18 protein-coding genes are annotated in these 18,908 nt (G+C 71.1%); 2 read left to right on the top strand and 16 right to left on the bottom strand.

What is annotated here, in order from left to right; genetic code table 11:
* Positions 1-116: 116 nt before the first annotated feature.
* The 11 genes from HNR22_RS18825 to HNR22_RS18775 all read right to left on the bottom strand — a co-directional run bounded on the left by HNR22_RS18825 (position 117) and on the right by HNR22_RS18775 (position 11,210).
* Positions 117-533, bottom strand: coding sequence for an ATP-binding protein (locus tag HNR22_RS18825; protein ID WP_179783618.1), 417 nt, complete (start codon positions 531-533; stop codon positions 117-119).
* 60 nt (positions 534-593) lie between these two features.
* Positions 594-2,048, bottom strand: a complete 1,455-nt coding sequence (locus HNR22_RS18820) for a sensor histidine kinase (RefSeq protein WP_179781453.1) — start codon at positions 2,046-2,048, stop codon at positions 594-596.
* 45 nt (positions 2,049-2,093) lie between these two features.
* On the bottom strand, positions 2,094-2,882 hold the full coding sequence (locus HNR22_RS18815; RefSeq protein WP_179781452.1) for a glycerophosphodiester phosphodiesterase: 789 nt from the start codon (positions 2,880-2,882) through the stop codon (positions 2,094-2,096).
* 10 nt (positions 2,883-2,892) lie between these two features.
* Positions 2,893-3,228, bottom strand: a complete 336-nt coding sequence (locus HNR22_RS18810; RefSeq protein ID WP_030487745.1) for a rhodanese-like domain-containing protein — start codon at positions 3,226-3,228, stop codon at positions 2,893-2,895.
* A 58-nt stretch (positions 3,229-3,286) separates the two neighbouring features.
* Entirely contained in the window at positions 3,287-4,249 is a 963-nt protein-coding gene (locus HNR22_RS18805) for an LCP family protein (protein ID WP_179781451.1), read from the bottom strand.
* Between the two features lie 176 nt (positions 4,250-4,425).
* Entirely contained in the window at positions 4,426-5,706 is a 1,281-nt protein-coding gene (locus tag HNR22_RS18800) for an LCP family protein (RefSeq protein ID WP_179781450.1), read from the bottom strand.
* A 180-nt stretch (positions 5,707-5,886) separates the two neighbouring features.
* Positions 5,887-7,113: an LCP family protein gene (locus tag HNR22_RS18795; RefSeq protein ID WP_179781449.1), complete on the bottom strand. Its 1,227-nt coding sequence runs from the start codon at positions 7,111-7,113 to the stop codon at positions 5,887-5,889.
* 76 nt (positions 7,114-7,189) lie between these two features.
* Complete coding sequence (locus tag HNR22_RS18790; protein WP_179781448.1) at positions 7,190-8,167, bottom strand: NAD-dependent epimerase/dehydratase family protein; 978 nt, start codon at positions 8,165-8,167, stop codon at positions 7,190-7,192.
* A gap of 80 nt (positions 8,168-8,247) precedes the next feature.
* A complete protein-coding gene (locus tag HNR22_RS18785) occupies positions 8,248-9,939 on the bottom strand; it encodes a sodium:solute symporter family transporter (protein WP_179781447.1) in 1,692 nt (563 codons plus the stop codon).
* Positions 9,917-10,282: a DUF485 domain-containing protein gene (locus tag HNR22_RS18780; protein ID WP_088950720.1), complete on the bottom strand. Its 366-nt coding sequence runs from the start codon at positions 10,280-10,282 to the stop codon at positions 9,917-9,919. The genes HNR22_RS18785 and HNR22_RS18780 overlap by 23 nt, the downstream gene beginning before the upstream one ends.
* 175 nt (positions 10,283-10,457) lie before the next feature.
* On the bottom strand, positions 10,458-11,210 hold the full coding sequence (locus HNR22_RS18775; RefSeq protein WP_179783617.1) for a flavin reductase family protein: 753 nt from the start codon (positions 11,208-11,210) through the stop codon (positions 10,458-10,460).
* A 609-nt stretch (positions 11,211-11,819) separates the two neighbouring features.
* Between HNR22_RS18775 and HNR22_RS18770 the strand changes: the two genes are divergently transcribed.
* The gene (locus tag HNR22_RS18770) at positions 11,820-12,605 is read left to right on the top strand and encodes a helix-turn-helix domain-containing protein (protein ID WP_179781446.1); all 786 of its coding nucleotides are present in this window, start codon (positions 11,820-11,822) and stop codon (positions 12,603-12,605) included.
* Positions 12,602-12,808, top strand: a complete 207-nt coding sequence (locus HNR22_RS18765; protein ID WP_179781445.1) for a DUF397 domain-containing protein — start codon at positions 12,602-12,604, stop codon at positions 12,806-12,808. The genes HNR22_RS18770 and HNR22_RS18765 overlap by 4 nt, the downstream gene beginning before the upstream one ends.
* Here HNR22_RS18765 and HNR22_RS18760 read toward each other — a convergent pair.
* The 5 genes from HNR22_RS18760 to HNR22_RS18740 form a co-directional block, all read right to left on the bottom strand.
* Positions 12,805-14,499 (bottom strand): ABC transporter permease, encoded by a 1,695-nt coding sequence (locus HNR22_RS18760; RefSeq protein WP_179781444.1) that lies wholly within the window; start codon positions 14,497-14,499, stop codon positions 12,805-12,807. The two genes, HNR22_RS18765 and HNR22_RS18760, sit on opposite strands and share 4 nt — an antisense overlap.
* On the bottom strand, positions 14,484-15,248 hold the full coding sequence (locus HNR22_RS18755) for an ABC transporter ATP-binding protein (protein WP_088950716.1): 765 nt from the start codon (positions 15,246-15,248) through the stop codon (positions 14,484-14,486). Before HNR22_RS18755 ends, HNR22_RS18760 begins: the two co-directional genes overlap by 16 nt.
* A 95-nt stretch (positions 15,249-15,343) precedes the next feature.
* Positions 15,344-16,984 (bottom strand): sodium:solute symporter family transporter, encoded by a 1,641-nt coding sequence (locus HNR22_RS18750; RefSeq protein ID WP_179781443.1) that lies wholly within the window; start codon positions 16,982-16,984, stop codon positions 15,344-15,346.
* A gap of 1 nt (position 16,985) precedes the next feature.
* Positions 16,986-17,399, bottom strand: a complete 414-nt coding sequence (locus HNR22_RS18745) for a DUF485 domain-containing protein (protein ID WP_231927173.1) — start codon at positions 17,397-17,399, stop codon at positions 16,986-16,988.
* Positions 17,400-17,443: 44 nt separating this feature from the next.
* Positions 17,444-18,895, bottom strand: coding sequence for a DUF4153 domain-containing protein (locus HNR22_RS18740; RefSeq protein ID WP_246380936.1), 1,452 nt, complete (start codon positions 18,893-18,895; stop codon positions 17,444-17,446).
* Positions 18,896-18,908: the final 13 nt, after the last annotated feature.

Here is an 18,908-nt window from a genome sequence, read left to right as displayed (position 1 = left end):
GCGTCACAGCCTAGAGCCCCGACCGGCTCGGCGTGGGCTGGACCCACCCAACCTCCGCCCGTCGATCACCGAAGGCGCCACCACCCGGGGCGGCGGCGACCGCACGACCGCGGGGCTCAGCCCGCCGGCACCAGGTCGGGTCGGGGTGCCGGCACCGGGTCGAACTCGGCCCAGACGCGCTGGCCCATGCCGTCGCGCTCGACTCCCCAACGGCTGGCCAGACCGGCCACGATGTGCAGCCCTCTCCCGTCCGCCGCGTCGAGGCTGGTCGTCCGCATCCGCGGCCCGGTGCTCGCACCGCCGTCGGTGACCCGCAACTGAATCAGAGCGCCCTCGGCCGCGGGGCGTAGGTGCCAGGCCACCCGGATGACTCCGCCGGGCAGCGGCCGGGCGTGCCGCACCGCGTTACCCACCAGCTCCGCGAGCACCGCGATCAGATCCGCGAGAAGCGTCGGGGGTACGACGTCCGCCAACTCGCCGGCGAGCCGGTGCCGGGCCAGCCGTGCCCCGACCGGGTGGTGGGGAACCACCACGCACCACGCCCGTTCCCTCGCTGCCGCTGCCACCGTCGCCTCCACGTCGCGCCACCTCGGTCAACCGCGTGGTAGCCGCACCTCTGCGACCGTACCGCCGCCGGTCCTCGGACGTAGGGATACCCATCCATTCTGTTGTTCAACGATCCGGCGGACGAGATAGAGGCCGAGCCCTGCCCCTGGATAGCCGCGCCGGTCGCCGGACTCGCCCTGCCAGAACCGGTCGAAGGCCCGCTCCACGTGCTCCGGTCGGATGCCGATGCCCCGGTCGCTGACCCGGAACGCCACCAGTTGACCGTCCACCGAGGCGGTGATCTCGATCGGGGAGTCCGGTGCCGAGTACTTGCCGGCGTTGGTCGTCAGCTCGGTCAACACAGTGGCCAGGCTTGGTCGGTGGCCGAGTGCCTTGGGCAGGTCGGTCGGGACGAGCAGCACCAGCCGGCGACGCAGGTCCGCGGGCAGGTCGCCGACGGCGGAGCGCAACGCCTCGCCGAGGTCGAACGGGGTGGCGGGGTCGTCCCCCGGCCCCGCCTCGGCGGCCGAGGAGAGGAGACGGTCGACCAACCGGGCCAACTCGTTGGCGCGCTGACCGATCACCCGGGCGGCCTGCCGCCGGTCCACCTCGTTGAGCGACTCCCAGTGGTCGGTGAGGGTGTCCGCGTACCCCTTGATGACGGTGACCGGGGTGCGAAGCTCGTGGCTGGTCACCGCGACGAACAGTTCCCGGTCGTGGTCGCGGCGCTGCTGGTCGGTGATGTCGCGAAAGGTGACCACCCGCAACGTGCCCGGGCCCGGCAGCTCGCCGGAGGTGATCCGCAGCCAGCGGCCGTCCGGCATCCGGTGGTCCCGGACCTGGCCGGAGGGGGGCAGCGGGAACGGCAACGGCGCGCTCAGCGCCTGCTCGACCGACCGCCCGGTGACCTGGGCGGCGGCCGGGTTCCAGAGTCGGACGTGCCCGTCCCGGTCGACGACGGCCAACCCGTCGGCGAGTGCCGCCACCACCGGGCCGTCGCCGTGCACCGGCAGGCCGCTCTGGTCGCCGTACATGTGCGCCACGCAGGAGGCGAGGTAGCCGATCACCCCCTGCTGGTCGGGGCCCGGCTCGTCGTCGTCCGAGTAGAGCGCGTGCAGGCTCCCGACGATGTGGCCGCCGATCTCCGCCCGGGAGACCACCATCCAGTGCAGGTCGCTGCCGCTCAGCTCGCCGGCCAGTTTGCCGTTGAGGTGGTCCACCTGTACCTGACGTACCCGTGGCCCGGCGAGCAGACAGGCAGTGTCCGGGTCGTCGGCCGCCAGCGGACGACCGAGGGCCCATTCCGCCGCGCCGGTCGCGGAGATCACGCGACCACCGGTCGGACCGAACTCGACGAACGCCATACCGGTCGCGCCGAGTGCCGGCTGGGCCACCCGGAGGAGCTGGGTGAGGACCGGCAGGCCGGCGTCCCCAGAATTGATCATCTCGATCACGACGGTGTGGCCGGCGAGGAGAGCGGGGAAATCAATACGCTCCGGCATGGGGCGAGTCTGCCCCGTCGACCCGGATTTGGGCACCCCCGCCCGTCAGCGGCCCAGCCGGGCGAGGGCGTACGCCGGCCGGTCGGTGATGATCCCGTCCACCCCGGCGGACAGCACCAGCTCCAGGTCGGTGGGCTCGTTGACCGTCCAGACGTACACCTGGTTGCCGGCCGCGCGCAGTGCGGGCAGGAGCTGCGGACGGCCCCGGACCAGGCCGATGCCCGGCCCGGCGATACGGGAGCCGAACGGCAGCCGGCCCAACCGCAGCCAGCGCGGCAACACCTCCAGCAACAGCACGGTGGGCAGCGTCGGAGCGAGTTCGCGCACCCGGCGGACCGCCAGCGGGGAGAACGACATCACGGTGACCTGCACCGGGTCGTCCGGCGCCGGGTCGGCCAGCCCGTACCGGCGCAGCAAGCTGACCAGTCGCCGTTCCACGTTCGAGCCGTAGCGGGACGGGTGCTTCGTCTCGACCAGCAGCCGGACCGGCCGGCCGGCGTCGAGCACCGCGTCCAGCAGCCGGGCCAGGGTGAGCAGCCGGGTGTGCGAGTCGTCCGGCGGCAGGTCGCCGCCGGGTGCGCTGCCCGGATGCCACGAGCCGAAGTCCAGTGCGTCCAGCTCGGCGAGGGTACGCGCGCTGACCAGACCGCGACCGTTGCTGGTGCGGTCGAGTCGACGGTCGTGTACGCAGACCAGGTGCCCGTCCCGGGTCAGCCGGACGTCGCACTCCAGGCCGTCGGCGCCCTCGTCGAGAGCGCGAAGGTACGCGGCGAGGGTGTGCTCGGGAAGGTCGTACGAGGCGCCGCGGTGCGCGAAGACCAGTGGCCCGCCCATCCCGCCCGCCTCAGATGACCTGGCCGGGCTGCCCGTTCGCGTCGACCACCGGTCGGCCGACGGCAGCCCACTGGCGCATCCCGCCGTCGGCGTTACGCACCTGCTCCCAGCCGTTGTTGATCAGGTAGGCGACGACCTGGGCGGAGCGCCCGCCGGAACGGCAGACGACAGCCACCTCCCGGTCGGTGGGCACCTCGGCCAGCCGTGCCGGCAACTCCATCATCGGCAGGTGGTGAGCGGTGGGGGCGTGGCCGGCCGCCCACTCGTCGTCCTCCCGCACATCCAGCAGGTAGGTCTCGTCGGCGATCTCGGTCACGGGCACGGTGGGAACCTGGGGTCCGAACACAGGAAGCAACACTAGATCCTCGCCGGCCGGTTCGGCACCGACCCGGCCGTCGCCACTGTCACAACCGGGTCACCCAGCGGGGGTTGGCCTGCGCCCAGGCCGGCACCCGGGTGCCGCGAACCGCCTCGAACAGCCCGTTGCCCCCGTTGTCCAGCACCACGTACGAGACCTCGTCGATGGTCTGCGGTGACGAGGGCACCTGGACGCCGCGCATCCCGTCGGGCGGCAGCGCGCGCAGCGCGAGGAGCAGGTCCTCCAGGGGTACGCCGTTGGTGTCGACGGTCAACGACCCGCCGACCGCCCGGAGCACCTGGTCGAGCTTGATCGGGTTGTTGCGGAGGTCCGCCCTGCCGGCGCTGTCCAGCATCGCCCGGAGCAACTGTTGCTGGTGGTGCTGCCGGTCGTAGTCGCCGCCGGGCAGGTCGTAGCGCTGCCGTACGTAGTCCAGTGCCTGTGCCCCGTCCATCTGCTGACAGCCGACGGGAAAGACCCGGTTGGTGTGGATCGAGCGGACCTCGGTGTCCACGCACATCTGCACCCCGCCGAGCAGGTCGATGACCTTGCGGAAGCCGGAGAAGTCGATCAGTGCGGCACCGTCGAACCGGATGCCGGTGAGCCGCGTCAGCGTGGCGGAGAGCAGTTGGGCGCCGGCCTGCCCACCGCCGCCGTGCTCGTACGCCGCATTGATCTTGTCCTGGCCGCCGCCGAAGCCGTTCCCGGCAGGGATGGCGACCAGGAGGTCACGGGGAATGGAGACGAGGTAGGCCTCCCGCTGCCCGGCGGGTACGTGCACGATGAGGATGGTGTCGGACCGTTGGTCCGGCCCGCTGCCTCCGGGGCGGCGGTCGGAGCCGACCAGGAGGTAGTTGAGCGGCCCGTCCAGGTCGGTGCGGGCGGTGCGGGCGTCGGCGTCGAGCAACTGCTCCTTGGTCACCGTTCGCTCGTACCTGTTGCTCAGTGCTCTGATCCCGGCCACGGCGAGCCCGGCCAGCAGGACGAGTACCAGGCCGACGCCGAGCATGATCCGCGACCCGCGGGCGTGGCGTGCTCGGGCCGACGGGGCCGCTCCGGCCCGGCCCGCCGCGTTCCGTCCCCACCTGGACGTGACCGCCTCCCCGCAGCCGATACGTGAAACCTGCTCACGTCAGGCTACGGGCGGTGACGATGCCGTCGCTGGGTTTTCGCGACTCCCGGCCGTCACTTGCGGTTGGAGATCACCTCGGGGTGGGTGAAGACGAACTCGGCGAGCTTGTCCTGCTTGACCGCCCGGAACATCTCCTTGGTCTCCTCGTTCAGACCCTCGGTGTTGTTGCCGTTGGCGTGGAAGGTGCCGTTGTTGGTCTTGAGCATGGTCAGCTCGTTGCCGGTGACCCCGCGCATGGTGAAGATGAAGTCCTCGATCGGCACGCCGCCGGTGTCCAGCACGGACGCCTCACCGGCCGCCTTGATCAACTGCTTGATCTTGGCCGGGTTGGTCAGCATCCCGCGGTCGGTGGCCTTCTTGGCCATCGCCTTGATCAGCTGCTGCTGGTTCTGCTGGCGGTCGTAGTCGCCGTTGCGGAGGGTCTTGCGCTGCCGGGAGTAGTCCAGCGCAGCCCAGCCCTCCATCTCCTGGCAGCCCTTCTTGTGCACCACCGGGGTGCGCGGCTTGCCGGTCTTCTTGGCGTCGGCGTTCCACATCGGCTTGCCGTCGACGTACGACATGTGCAGCGACTTGACTTCCTGGGTGACGCAGATGCGCACCGTGCCCAGGGTGTCGATGACGTTCTTGAAGCCACCGAAGTTGATGATCGCCGCGCCGTCGAAGCTGATCCCGGTGAGGCGCTTGATCGTCTGCGCCATCAGCTGCGCGCCACCCTCCCAGCCGCCACCGTTGCGGGCGCCCGCCTGGAACGCGGCGTTGATCTTGTCGGTGCCGCCGGTGAAGCCGCTCTTCGGGAAGGCCGGGATCTGTGCCTCGGTGTCCCGGGGGATGGAGATCAGGTACGCCTGGTCGTGCGTGGCCGGGATGTGCAGGATGATGATGCTGTCCGAGCGGACGTCGTCGGCGGCCCAGCGCTCCCGGGCGTCCACGCCCAGCAGCAGCATGTCGATCGGCCCGTCCAGGCTCGCCCCGCCTTCGGCGTCGGACTTGCCGGCCCCACCCAGCAGGTCGCGCTGGGCGATGCCGCCGGTCGCCTGCCCGATCACCACCTTGCTGCCGACGATGGCCGCCCCGCTGCTGAGCATCAGCACCGCCCCGAACACCACGGTCAGCCGGGCCCAGAGGGGGTCCTTGCGCTTGGTCCGCTTCTTCGCCGACCCACCGCCACCGGCGCGGCCGCTGCCACCCGAACTGCCGCCGTCGCCGCCGCCGGGCGGACGACCGCCCGGTCCGCCGCCCGAGGGGCGCGGCTGCACTGGTATGGCCGCAGCGATCCGGCCGCTGGGCGCGGCGGACCCGGAGGAGGAAGGGCGACGACTGGCCTGAACCGGCATGCGTGCTCCAGCTCGTGATCAGGAGGGGGCGGCACCACTGTACGGACATGAAAACGACTTGGCGAGTTCATCTCGGATCAATCGGATGTCGATCTCCCCGGATTCAGTCGATCGTCGCCACTCGATGACCCGAACGGCGGGTTCGCCGTCGGGCCGTCGGCAGCGGGGTGCCCGCCACGGTCAGCCGCCGGCGTTGCCCTTCGGAGGGTTGGCCTTGACCCAGTCCGCCATGGTGTCCGCCGACATGGCCTTGTACATGGCAAGCGCCTTCTCCCGGTCCGAGACAACCACCGACTCGCCGTTTCTCGTCTCGCTGCCCGAGTTCGGGCTGGTCACAAAGGTGAGGTTCTGGCCGCGCAGGTTGCGGAACTGCAGCGCCATGTCTGTAACCGAGAAACCCTGGTCAACGGTTACGGCCGCGGTCACCGACTGGAGGAAATCGTTGAGCTTCTTCGGGTTCGCCAGCGTGCCGCTGCTCGCCGCCTTGTCCATCAGTGCCCGAAGGAACTCCTGCTGGTGCCGCATCCGGGCGAAGTCCCCATCCGGGAACTGCTTGCGCTGCCGGATCCAGTCCAGAGCCTCCGCGCCGTCCATGTGGTTGGTGCCCTTGGTGAACGTCCGGTACGGCTTGTGGATCGAGGTGACCGTCCGCTCCACCTTCAGGTCCACCCCGCCGAGGGCGTCGGTGACCTCCTTGAACCCGCCGAAGTCGATCGCCATCACATGGTCGATCCGCACGTCGGTGAAGCACTCCACGGTGCGTACCGCCAGCGGCAGCCCACCGAACGCGAACGCCGCGTTGATCTTCGCGCGCTCACCGGAGTCGCAGTCCGCACCGGCGCTCTCCGGGATCGGCACATAGAGGTCACGCGGAATGGAGACCAGGTAGGCCTCCTGGTGGTCGGCCGGAATGTGCATCACGATGATCGTGTCGGCGCGCCACTGACTCTTGGTGTCGACAGGTGCGTCCGGGTCCCGTGAGTCGCTGCCGACCAGCAGGATGTTCAGCGCGCCGTCGACGGCCTTGACCGGCCGGCCACCGGTGATCTCCGCGAACGGGTCGGTGCGCGCCAGGTCGCTGTTGAGGTTGCGGGCGTAGAGCCAGGCCCCCACGCTGCCGAGCAACGCCAGCACCAGCACCGCGACCCCGGCCACCAGGGCGATCCGACCCCAGCGCGGTCGCGGGCCACGCCGCCCGGACCCGCCGGCACCACCCGGGCCGCCGGGCCCACGTGGCCCCGCCGGGCCGCCGGGCCTGGGCTCCTCCTCGTCGTACGACGGGTAGAAGCGTGCCTCGGTCGGACGGGCACGCCCGGAGGCGCCCCGATCGGGGCCGGGCACCGACGCGCGCCCGGCGCTGCGGTGCAGGTACGGATGCGGGACGCCGGCAGACGAAGTCGCGGACATGTAACTCAGGGTACGTAGCGGGAGCCACCGCCGCCTTCAGGCGACACTCAGCGGCAGGCGGTACGCGGTGAACTGGTTACCCTAGCCGTGCCCGGAAGTGCTCGATCGTGCGTCGCAGGCCATCTTCGGGCGCGACCGCCGGTTCGTATCCGAGCAGTTCACGGGCGAGCGTGAGATCGGGGCGGCGCATCTCCGGGTCGTCCGAGCTGCGAGTGACGTAGGTCACCTCGGAGTCGCTGTCGGAGAGCGACACGATCAACTCGGCGAGTTGCCGCATGGTCAGCTCGTGCTCGGTGCCGCAGTTGACCGGGCCCGTCTCGGTCGAGTCGAGCAGCAGCAGGATGCCCCGCACCAGGTCCTCGACGAAGCAGATGGACCGGGTCTGGTTGCCGGTGCCGTGCACGGTGATCGGCTCGCCGCGCAGCGCCTGCGAGATGAAGGTGGGGATGGCTCGGCCGTCGTCCGGGCGCATCCGCGGGCCGTACGTGTTGAAGATCCGGACGATCGCCGCGTCGAGCCCGCGGTAGCGGTGGTACGCCATCGTCGCGGCCTCGGAGAAGCGCTTGGCCTCGTCGTAGACGCTGCGGACCCCGATCGGGTTGACGTTGCCCCAGTAGGTCTCGCGCTGCGGGTGCTCCTTCGGGTCCCCGTACGCCTCGGAGGTGGAGGCCATCAGGAACCGGGCGCCGTCGGCGACCGCGCGCTCCAGCAGGTGCAGGGTGCCCACCGAGCCGACCCGGAGGATCTCCACCGGCAGTTGGGCGAAGTCGGTGGGGCTGGCCGGCGAGGCCATGTGCAGGATCGCGTCGAAGCGCTCGGCCAGCGCCGGGTGGTCGGTCGGCAGGCCGTCGGAGAGGTCCGCCTCGACGAGCGTGAAGGTGGGCCGGTCCAGCAGGTGGGCGACGTTCTCCTTGGAGCCGGTCACGAAGTTGTCCAGCGCCACCACCGTGCAGCCCCGGGCGATCAGGGAATCCACCAGGTGCGACGGGACGAAACCGGCGCCGCCGGTGACGAGAACGCGGTGACCGGAACCGAAGCGCTCAGCAACCTTCATGCCGGTCAGCCTACCGACCCCCATTTGCACGAAGAGGCCCCCTGTTGAGCACAGGGGGCCTCTCGTGACGAGCGCTCGGATCAGTGGGCGCCGGAGCCCGTGAGGGCCCGCACCTCCAGCTCCGCGTACTTGTCCTCGTCGTGCTCCTTGGAGATGACGGTGCCGATCCACCCGCACAGGAAACCGAACGGGATGGAGAGGATGCCCGGGTTGGACAGCGGGAACCACTGCCAGTCGTGGTCCGGGAACATCGACGTCGCCGCGCCGGAGACCACCGGCGAGAAGAACACCAGCAGCACGGCCGAGAGCAGACCGCCGTAGATCGCCCACACCGCGCCGGAGGTGTTGAACCGCCGCCAGAAGAGGCTGTAGAGGATCGCCGGCAGGTTGCCCGAGGCGGCGACCGCGAAGGCCAGCGCCACCAGGAACGCCACGTTGAGGTTCTGCGCGAAGATCGACAACAGGATGGAGATCGCGCCGATCACCAGGGCGGAGATCCGGGCGACCCGTACCTCCTGGCGCTCCGACGTCTCGCCCTTCTTCAGGACGTTCGCGTAGAAGTCATGCGCGAGACTGGACGACGAGGCCAACGTCAACCCGGCGACCACCGCCAGGATGGTCGCGAAGGCGACCGCCGCGATTATCGCCAGCAGAGCCGCCCCGCCCAGGTCGCCGCCGAAGAACTCGAGGCCGAGCGCTTCGGCGAGCTGCGGTGCGGCCGTGTTGCCGGCCTTGTCCTGCGCGGTGATGGCCTCGCTGCCCACCAGCGCCGCCGCACCGAAGCCGAGGGCCAGGGTGAGCAGGTAGAAGGTGCCGATGATGCCGATCGCCCAGAGCACGCTCTTGCGGGCGGCCTTCGCGGTCGGCACCGTGTAGAAGCGGATCAGGATGTGCGGCAGGCCGGCGGTGCCGAGCACCAGGGCGATACCGAGCGAGAGCAGGTCCATCTTGTTGTAGAAGGTCTGCGTCGAGTTGCCGGCGACCTCGACGCCGTACCGCAGGCCCGGTTCCAGGAGTTTGTCACCCTTGCCGGAGGCTGAGGCGGCAGCGCCGAGCAGCTCCGACAGGTTGAAGTTGAACTTCGCCAGCACGAGGATCGTCATCAGCAGCGCGCCGCCCATGAGCAGGAACGCCTTGACGATCTGCACGTAGGTGGTGCCCTTCATACCACCCACGGTGACGTAGATGATCATCAGTGCGCCGACCATGATGATGGTGGCGATCTTCGCGGTGTCCGCGTCCATGCCGAGGAAGGTCGTCCCCGGCCGGATGCCGAGCAGCAGCGCGACCAGCGCGCCGGCGCCCACCATCTGCGCGAGCAGATAGAAGATCGACACCGTGATGGTGGAGACCGCCGCCGCCGTACGCACCGGACGCTGGCGCATCCGGAAGGCCAGCACGTCGGCCATCGTGTACCGGCCCGAGTTACGCAGCAGCTCCGCGACCAGCAGGAGGGCCACCAGCCAGGCGACCAGGAAGCCGATCGAGTAGAGGAAGCCGTCGTAGCCGTAGAGCGCGATGATGCCGGCGATGCCGAGGAACGACGCGGCCGACATGTAGTCGCCGCCGATCGCCATGCCGTTCTGGAAGCCGGAGAAGGACCGGCCGCCCGCGTAGAAGTCGGTTGCCGTCTTGGTCTGCCGGCTGGCCCAGATCGTGATGGCCAGGGTCACCGCCACGAAGACCAGGAACAGCGTGATGGTCAGGTTGCGGGCGGTGTGATTGCCCGCCTCAGCCGCGAGGAACGTCTCAACCGCGTGAACCGTCTTCACGGGTCACCTCCCCGATCTCGGCACGGATCCGGTCGGCGATGGGGTCGATCTTCCGGTCCGCGTACCGGGAGTAGAGCCAGGCGATCAGGAACGTGGAGACGAACTGGAGCAGGCCGAAGACCAGCGCGACGTTGATGTTGCTGCCGAACAGCTTCGTGCCCATGAAGTCCCGGGCGTACGCGGAGAGAATGACGTAGAGCGCATACCACAGGAAGAACGCGACGGTCATCGGGAAGACGAAGCCGCGCAGCGCACGCCGCAGCCCGGCGAACTCGTCCGACCGTTGTACGGCCAGGTACTTGTCCGACTGGGAAGCGGCCGGAGCGGGTGTGTCCGTGGACATCTGTGGATCACCACCTTCACAGGCGTCAGAGGAGTTTCGCGCACCGTAAAGAGCGCGCTCCCCGACGGGGAAGGCCGAGATCGACGCCGGTCGTCGAGTGCGCCAAGCGGTTGCCTGGCTGCGCCGAGTGACTCAGATCACCCCGGTGACCGGTCGGTCCCCGGGGGTCGCCCGTTCAGCTCGGCAGCTCGTGGTACCGCCCGCGATAGTGCAGCAGCGGAGCGGCCTCCTCGGCCAGGTCGACTGCCTCGATGGTGGCCTCCACCAGCAGGCCCCAGCCGTACTCCCGGGCGGTGTCCAGCCGGCACGCGGCCCAACCGCCCGCGTCCGCCGGCACCGGCCCGTAGGGCGTCTCGATCCACGTGTCCGCGGCGAAGAGCCCGCCCGGAGAGGGGAACAGGCCGGCGAACCGGTCGGCGAGCTGCCGGTGCGGCGGGCCGAGCGGCGTGACCGCGAACCGGCCCGCCTCCTCGGCTGCCGCCCAGAAATCGGACTCCGCGTCGATCAGCCCGACCAGCCGGTCCGGCTCCCCCTCGGCGACCAGGGTGGACGACACCGTGAGCCCGGCCGGGCCGGGGGCCGTCCAGAGAGTCACCGGCGCGGCGAGCCGGCCGCGCAGTCGACGTACCGGCGATCGCTGCCCGCTCGGCACCGCGAACGGATCGGTGGAATGGATCTCGGCGCCCGGCTCATGATTCACGTGAAACATTGTGCCGCCCCGGGCCCTCGCCCAACCAAGGAAGCGTTCGTGCAGGTCGGCGGGGCGCCCGTTGAGGCGGGCGAGTTGATCGCCCGCCTCCGCCATCAGCGTGCCCAGATAGAACAGCAGCGCGGTGCGGTCGTGCCGGTACTCGGCCAGCAACGCCAGCCGCGCCGGCTGGCACGGCCAGAGCGCGCCGCAGCCCCGACACCGCCACAGCGGCCGCATCGGCAGATGTGGCCGGCTCACCGGTGACGCTCCACGTCACACTCCAAGATCCGAGCAACTTCCCGGATGTTGCTGCCTCCGACACGCGGAAGGCACCAACAACCCTGATGTTGCGCGGATCTTGGCCACGAGCGCTTGGCGCGGGCGTCCGCGCCGGTGGCGGGGTGCTTCCGGACGGCGGAGCTCACCACCGGCCACCGTTCGCGCGCCAGGTCTGCGCGGGGGTCAGCCAGCCGGCCCGGCCGGGTCGCGGCAGGGCGACCGTCGGCCCGTTCGCCCACGCGGGTGGTCGATTCGGCGGGCCTGCCGACCGCTCCGATCCGGTCGCGCCCGGCACGGCCGCCGGTGCCGCAACCTTCCTTCTCCGGTACGACCACCGTGCCCCGTTCCTGCCACGGATGAACCCGAACATGGCTGTCTCCTCCCGGTCGACGAGGGCCGCCCCGATCGGGGGGATGACCGGGGCGGCCCGAACGCAGGACCGGACGCCGGGACATCGCCTCCACCGACCGGGCCGCGTGTCATCCACCCTGGACTGAGAGGCGCGGAGAGGGGAGGATGCCAGGGCTTACTACGCAGCGGGGTCACGTACTTACCGGAGAGGTAAGGATGAACGTCGAGATGTGGGTACGGGCGTTGAAGGCCGCCCGAGCCGGTGCCGAGGTGTCCCAGGAGGCTCTGGCTGCGCTGACCAAGTGGAGTCCATCCACGGTGGCCGCCATCGAGACCGGGCGGCGTCGGCCGACCATGGAATTCGCGGTCGCCGCCGACGAGGCCCTCGCCACCGGCGGCCTCCTCGCCGAACTGTTGCGGGCCGCTGATCGGCAGCGGCTGCCGACGTGGTTCGTCCCTTGGCGCAATCATGAGGAGCAGGCGATCCGGCTCTGCGAATTCGAGCCGTGCCTGATTCCGGGACTCCTGCAAACCGAGGACTACGCGCGCGCGGTCATTTCCGCCGGTGGCCTGAATCCGACCAGGGTGGTGGACGAGCTGGTCACGGTTCGGATGGATCGACAGCAGTTGTGGCAGCGGGCAGAGTCGCCGCAATGCGTCTTCGTCCTGGACGAGACGGCTCTACGCCGCCCGATCGGCGGACCGGCGGTACTGGACGCTCAGCTTGGTCGGCTGATGGAACTCGCCATAATGCCGAGCGTCAGACTGCACGTCGTGTCGCTCGACGCCGGAGCCCACGTCGGGTTGACGGGCGGCTTTCTGCTCGCTGAACTGCCCGACGGTGAACGGGTCACCTATGTCGAGGACGTTGCTCGTGGACACGTCATCGACGACCCGGACGTCGTGCGTCTGATTGGTCGGAAATGGGATAGCCTGCTCGGCGAAGCACTCTCCACAAGCGCCTCGCTGGATCTGATCCGGAAACTGAAGGTGACGCCATGACCGTTCCTCAACCCCGCTGGCGGACGTCGACCAGGTCCGGCGACACGGGTGGTGCCTGCGTCGAGGTGGCGGACAATCTGCCCGGCGTCGTGCTGGTTCGGGACAGCAAGGACCGCTCCGGCCCGACCCTCACCTTCGCTCCGGCCGCTTGGCGTGGCTTCGTCGCCGGCGCTGCCCTGGCCCCCAGCCGACACACCGGCTAGCGGCGTGGGGTGACCGTGGCCAGCAGCTCCGGTTGGCGTCGGTCCAGGACGTCACCGGCCAGGTACGCGCCCAGCAGCGCCGCGCCCAGCCCGTACGCCGCACCCACCGGCAGGGCCAGCCAGAGCCAGGCGTCGCCGAGCAGTGCAGCGGCCACGACCATCGGCACCGCCGCGACCGCCGAGGCGAGCATGGTCAACAGGGTGAGCAGCCCCTTCGTGAGGCCCGCGCCGCTGTTCATCGCGAACGGGTTGCTCGTCTCCGGCAGCGAGTACGCCCCGAGCACCGAGACCAGGCTGTTCACCGCCAGCCCGGCGCCGTAGGTGGCGACCAGGCTACCGAAGGTGAGCCCGATCCAACCCGGTCGACTGAGCAGCACCGACAGCACCACCGATACGAACGCCAGCATCGGCAGCACGTACAGCGAGAAGGCCGTCATCCGCGCCCGCAGCTCCACCCGACCGGGCACCCCGGCCACCACGTTCGCGGCGTACGCGCTGCCGTCGAAGCCGAACTGGTTGGCCAGGGTGGCGGCGGCGAGCACACCCACGAGGACCATGGAGATGGTGACCACGACCGGTGAGCTGTCGCTGGCAGCCCCCGTCAGCCCCCCGCTCTCCATGGCTGCGAAGTCCCCGCCCGTGACGTTGATGAACACGGGTACGAAGATGCCGACCACCGCGATGGTGATCAGGTTGGCCCGGCGGCGAGCGTCCCGCCACCAGTAACGGGACTCCCGGGCGACCAGGGCGCCGAACCGGTCCCGGCGCGCCCACCCAGTGACCCGGGGGAACAGTTGGGCGACCGCGCCGCCGGTCACCCCGCGCCGAGCGGGGGCCTTACCGGCGCTCGCCGCGCCCACCATGGCCGACTCGAGCGACCGCGACCACCAGGCCAGCAGGGCGCCGAGCGCCACCAGCGTGATCAGCAACTTGACCGGTGCCGCCCACACCCGTCCCTGGGCCACGTCGATGCCGGCCGTCCACGGCGCGCCGAGCGGCGTCCAGCCGATCACGGTCGCCGCGCCGGTCAGCCGGGTCAGGTCCGCCTCCCGCAGCGCGGCGAGACCGAAGACCTGCAACGGGCCGAGAAGTGCGGCCACCACCGCCAGCAGCACGGCCGCCAGGTCCCGAACCCGCCGGGACCGCAGCATGGTGGCGAAGGCGCTGGTCACCGCCCGGCTGGCGGCCACGCAGAGCAGCAGCCCCGCGACCACACCGACCACGGCCACCAACCCCGCCGACCAACCGCCCAGCGACCAGGAGGTGAGCACCAGCCCGAACGACGCGATCAGCACCGCCAGCACCGGCACGCTGAGCAGAGCCGCCGCGAACAGCCCGGTCACCAGGGTGCGGCGGGGCAGCGGCAGCAGCGCGAACCGGGCCGGATCCAGTGTCTCGTCCACGCCGAAGAAGACCAGCGGCAGGAGCAGCCAACCGAGCACCAGCAGCCCACCGCCGGCCGCCGCGACCAGCACCGCGTACTGGCCGTCACCCGTCAGGCCGGGCAGGGCAAAGAGGAAGAAGCCGCTGGCGGCGAACCAGAGGCCGAGGAACACGCCACCGATGAACAGCGCGATCCGCCAGCCCTGGCCACGGAAGTTGTTGCCCATCACCCGCAGCTTGAGCCGTACGAAGTGCCGGGCGGAGACCGTGCGTACGGGCGCGGAGTCCGTGCTCACCGGGACAGCCACGACAGCTCCTCGCCCGTCGCGGTGCGCCCGCCGACCACCTCGACGAAAACCTGCTCCAGCGAGCGGTCACCACGGACCTCGCCGATCGTCCCGACCCGCTTGATGGTGCCGCTGGCCAGGATCGCCACGTGCGAGCAGAGCCGCTCGACGACCTCCATCACGTGACTGGAGAAGACCACAGTGCCGCCGCCGGCCGCGTACCTGGTGAGGATGTCCCGGATCAGCGCGGCGGAGACCGGGTCGACCGCCTCGAACGGCTCGTCCAACACCAGCACCCGAGGGCCGTGCAGCAGCGCGCAGGCCAGGCCGATCTTCTTCTTCATGCCCGCCGAGTAGTCCACCACCAGCGTCCGACCGGCGTCGCCGAGGGCCAGCACGTCCAGCAGCTCCGCGGCCCGCTGGTCGACCACCGCCGGGTCCATCCCCCGCAACAAACCGTTGTACGCCAGCAGCTCCGCGCCGGTCAGCCGGTCGAACAGGCGCACACCGTCGGGCATCACGCCGAGCAGCCGTTTGGCGGCCACCGGGTCCTGCCAGACGTCCTGCCCGAGCACCCGGGCCGAGCCGGCGTCCGGGCGCAACAGCCCGACCGCCATCGACAGGGTCGTGGTCTTGCCGGCGCCGTTCGGGCCGAGCAGGCCGTAGAAGGAGCCGGCGGGGACGTCCAGGTCGACGCCGGCCACCGCGATCGTGCCGTCGAACCGCTTGGCCAGGCCACGCAGTGCGAGCGCGGGGTGCTCAACAGTCATGCGCCGACGTTATCCGTCGATCGCCAGCTCTGTCGTCCCGCGACGGGCGGACCCGAGATCATCCCCGAGGCGGACGGCCCCACAGCAGGAGCGGGTCACATCCGGAGGGCTTCCGGGGTGTGCAGGCGGAGCATGGTGGCCGCGACGTCGGCGGGGGCACGGCGGCGGGTGGCCATGGACACCGCGACCATCACGGTGAAGGCCAACGGCACCGTCCAGGCAGCCGGCTGCGTGGTGAGCGTGGCCGGCCAGCCGGACAGCGGAGGGCCGAGCACGGTGACCAGCACCGCACCGATCGCCGCCCCGCCGCCGACCAGCACACCGGCGGCGGCGCCCAGGTCGGTCAAACCACGCCACCAGATGCCGAGCACCAGCAGGGGGCAGAAGCTCGACGCGGCGACCGCGAAGGCCAGCCCGACCACCTGCGACACGTCCAGTCCGGAGACGTGCAGCGCCAGCACCGTCGGCACCGCTCCGGCGATCACCGTGGCCAGACGGAAGCCGCGTACCGAGCCTCGGCCGAGCACATCCGTCGAGATCACCCCGGCGACGCTGGTCAGCAGCCCGGACGACGTGGAGAGGAAGGCCGCGAACGCGCCCGCCGAGACCAGCGCGGTCAGCAGCCGCCCAACCGTCCCGTCGCCGAGGGCCGCGCCGGGCAGCAGCACCACCACCGCGTCGGTCTGCCCGCTGACCAGCAACTGCGGGGTGTAGATCCGGCCGAGCACCCCGTACAGGGTGGGCAGCAGATAGAAGGCACCGACCAGCGCCAGCACGACCAGGGTGGTCCGGCGGGCCGCCGCGCCGTCGGGGTTGGTGTAGAAGCGGACCAGCACGTGCGGCAGGCCCATGGTGCCCAGGAACGTGGCAAGGATCAGCGAGTACGTCCCGAAGAGCCCTCGGTCGTCGTCACCCGCGGCGCTGGGCAGCAACCAGTCGTTGGCGTCGGCGGCCACCCCGGACACGTCCGGCACCGGGTCGCCGGCGGCGAAGGTCAGCTCGTCGCCGGGGCGTACCTCCCGGATCTCGCCGTCGGGCAGGGTGAGGGTCGCGCGGTGCTCGACCACGACGGTGGTGGCGACCCGGAACGTCGGCCCGTCGGGCGGGGTCACCGCCGGGCGGCCGTCGGCCTGCCACTGCAACGCCAGGAAGATCACCGGTACGGCGAGCGCGGTCAGCTTGAGCCAGTACTGGAACGCCTGCACGAAGGTGATCGCCCGCATCCCGCCCAGCGCCACGTTCGCGGTGACCACGGCGGCCACCAGCAGGGCACCCACCGGGTACGGGGAGCCGGCCACCGTTGCCAGCGTCAGCCCGGCGCCCTGGAGCTGCGGCACCAGGTACAGCCAACCGATGAAGATCACGAAGGCGGTGGCCAGGATGCGCAGCCGGCGGGACCCCAGCCGCAGCTCGCAGAAGTCGGGCAGGGTGAACGCGCCGGAGCGGCGCAGCGGTGCCGCCACGAAGAGCAGCAGGGCGAGGTACCCGGCGGCGAACCCCACCGGGTACCAGAGCACGTCCACGCCGTACTTCAGAACCAGGCCGGCGATGCCCAGGAAGCTCGCCGCCGACAGGTACTCCCCGCCGATCGCGGCGGCGTTCCACGTCGGGCTGATCGCCCGGGACGCCACCAGGAAGTCCGACGTGGTCCGGGCCAGCCGCAGCCCGTAGAAGCCGATCCCGACGGTCACCAGGGTGACCGCCACGATGGCCGGAACCACGAAATCGTTGCTCACCTCAGCGCTCCGGCCGCTGCACCAGGTCGCTGAAGTCCTGCTCGTTGCGCTCGGCCAGCCGCACGTACGCCCAGCCCACCCCGATCAGGAACGGGAAGGAGGCAACCCCGAGCAGCAGCCAGGGCAGGTTGACACCGGCGATGGTGGTCCGGCCCAGCGAGGGTGCGATCGCGAACAGCCACGGCAGCCCGCCCAACCCGATGACCACCACCAGCGAGAGCCGCAACGCCAGCGCGAGTTGGGCCCGGACCAGGCCGCGGACCAGCGCCTCACCGACCTGGGTCTGCTGGGCCAGCTCGGCGCGGGTCCGTTCGGCGCGGGTGTCCTGCCGGGTGATCTCGGCCAGCACGATCCGAGCCCGCCGGGGCGGCGGTACCGCACCGCCCGACCCCACGTCAGGGAGTTGCTTGGCCACCCCGGCAGTCTCACCCGCCGCGCGGGATTGTCAAGCCGCGACAGTCACCAGGACCGGCCACCGTTGCAGTCGGCCCGCGCGGTCAGCGGGATGCTGCTGAGTTCACGCCGCGCCCGATCCCGGCCGAGGTTCGTCCCCCAGAGGCCGTCCGAGGGCAGCTCGGCGGCGATCTGCCCCAACGCGCAGACGCGCATCGGCTCGGGCAGCCGGGCCAGTGCCGGTACGGCGTCCGCCGACAGCCCGGACAAATAGGTGACGTCCAGCCGGCCGGTCTGCAGGTACCGGTCGACGTTCCGGTCGGCGATCAACCGGTCCGGGTTGACCAGGGCCAGTCCGAGCAGAGCCAGCACCGCCGTGCCGATCACCAACCGGGGCAGCCAGTCGGCCCGCAACCGCACCACCGCCACCCCGACCAGCACGAAGAGCAGCCCGAGCCAGAGTTCGACGGTCGCCACCACGAGCCGTAGCCGGGTGGCGCCGTAGGCGTCCGCGTAGACCTGCATCCGGTACAGCGCCGAGGCGACGATCACCAGGGTGAGCCCGGTGAGCGTGCCGAGCAGGACGCGCACCAGCAGGCGGTCCGCCCGGGTGGCCTTCGGTGCCCGGCGGGCGGCGATCGCGATCACCAGCAGGGTGAGTGCGGTGACGGCGAGCAGCTGCCAGAACCCGCCGCGGGCGTACTGGGCGTAGGTGAGCCCGGCCGTGCGCAGGACGTGCCCCGCGCCGCCGAACAACACCGTCAGCTGAACCAGCACGAACACGCTGAACAGGGCGACCAGCAACACCAGCGGGAGGGTCCACTCCAACCGGTGGGCCGGTCGGGGTGGTGCCGGGCGCAGACCCTCCAGATCGGGTGGACGGCTAACCAGGAACGCGCCACCGAGCAGGGCTCCGCCGATCAGCGCCAGCCGCGCCAGCCAGCCGAGCACTCCGACCGACGAGACGTCCGGCAGCAGGCCGGTGACCAGGTTCTCGAAGACCGCGTCGGCGGAGGAGAAGAGCAGACCGAACAGCAGCAGCAGACCGGCCGAGACCGCCAGGCTGGTCAGGATGCGCCCGAGCGCCATACCCGAGGTGGCTGGCTGTCCTACCCGCAGCCCGCGTACCGCCCAGGGGAGCGCCCGTACCGTCGCGGCGGGCGGCAGCGTCGCGGCGACCAGCATCCCGAGCGGGCTTCGCCCACCGGTCACCGCGAGCGTCCCCGTCACCGCGGCCGCGAGCAGGCAGAGGGCGAAGAGCCAACCGGCTGCCCGGACCGTGCCGACGGCGACCAACGCGATCGTCGCGGCACCCCAGGCGACCTGCGCCGCCCGCCCCGGTGCCCCCGTGGCACCGGGACGGGCGGTGGTCGCCGCAGCTGGCGGAGCCGGCGTGGCGGTGGTGTTCAGCGCGGCGGTGACGAGGGCGGCGGTGCCGGCCAACGCGGCCACCAGCCAGCCGAGCCCGGGACGAACCATCGTGAGCGCGGACGCGCCGACGACGGTCGCCGCCGTCAAGGCCGCCAGGACC

The sequence above is a fragment of the Micromonospora jinlongensis genome (assembly GCF_013410645.1).
In the GTDB taxonomy this organism is placed as follows: Bacteria; Actinomycetota; Actinomycetes; order Mycobacteriales; family Micromonosporaceae; genus Micromonospora; species Micromonospora zamorensis.
Note: the sequence above shows the minus strand (reverse complement) of the source record. Positions and strands in the feature narration are given on the sequence as shown.

Excerpts from the sequence above, each read along its gene's own strand:
- HNR22_RS18790 (WP_179781448.1), bottom strand. The coding sequence starts at position 8,167 with ATGAAGGTTGCTGAGCGCTTCGGTTCCGGTCACCGCGTTCTCGTCACC.
- HNR22_RS18775 (WP_179783617.1), bottom strand. The coding sequence starts at position 11,210 with ATGCGGCCGCTGTGGCGGTGTCGGGGCTGCGGCGCGCTCTGGCCGTGC.
- HNR22_RS18820 (WP_179781453.1), bottom strand. The coding sequence starts at position 2,048 with ATGCCGGAGCGTATTGATTTCCCCGCTCTCCTCGCCGGCCACACCGTC.
- HNR22_RS18770 (WP_179781446.1), top strand. The coding sequence starts at position 11,820 with ATGAACGTCGAGATGTGGGTACGGGCGTTGAAGGCCGCCCGAGCCGGT.
- HNR22_RS18805 (WP_179781451.1), bottom strand. The coding sequence starts at position 4,249 with ATGCTCGGCGTCGGCCTGGTACTCGTCCTGCTGGCCGGGCTCGCCGTG.
- HNR22_RS18800 (WP_179781450.1), bottom strand. The coding sequence starts at position 5,706 with ATGCCGGTTCAGGCCAGTCGTCGCCCTTCCTCCTCCGGGTCCGCCGCG.
- HNR22_RS18765 (WP_179781445.1), top strand. The coding sequence starts at position 12,602 with ATGACCGTTCCTCAACCCCGCTGGCGGACGTCGACCAGGTCCGGCGAC.
- HNR22_RS18815 (WP_179781452.1), bottom strand. The coding sequence starts at position 2,882 with ATGGGCGGGCCACTGGTCTTCGCGCACCGCGGCGCCTCGTACGACCTT.
- HNR22_RS18755 (WP_088950716.1), bottom strand. The coding sequence starts at position 15,248 with ATGACTGTTGAGCACCCCGCGCTCGCACTGCGTGGCCTGGCCAAGCGG.
- HNR22_RS18780 (WP_088950720.1), bottom strand. The coding sequence starts at position 10,282 with ATGTCCACGGACACACCCGCTCCGGCCGCTTCCCAGTCGGACAAGTAC.
- HNR22_RS18795 (WP_179781449.1), bottom strand. The coding sequence starts at position 7,113 with ATGTCCGCGACTTCGTCTGCCGGCGTCCCGCATCCGTACCTGCACCGC.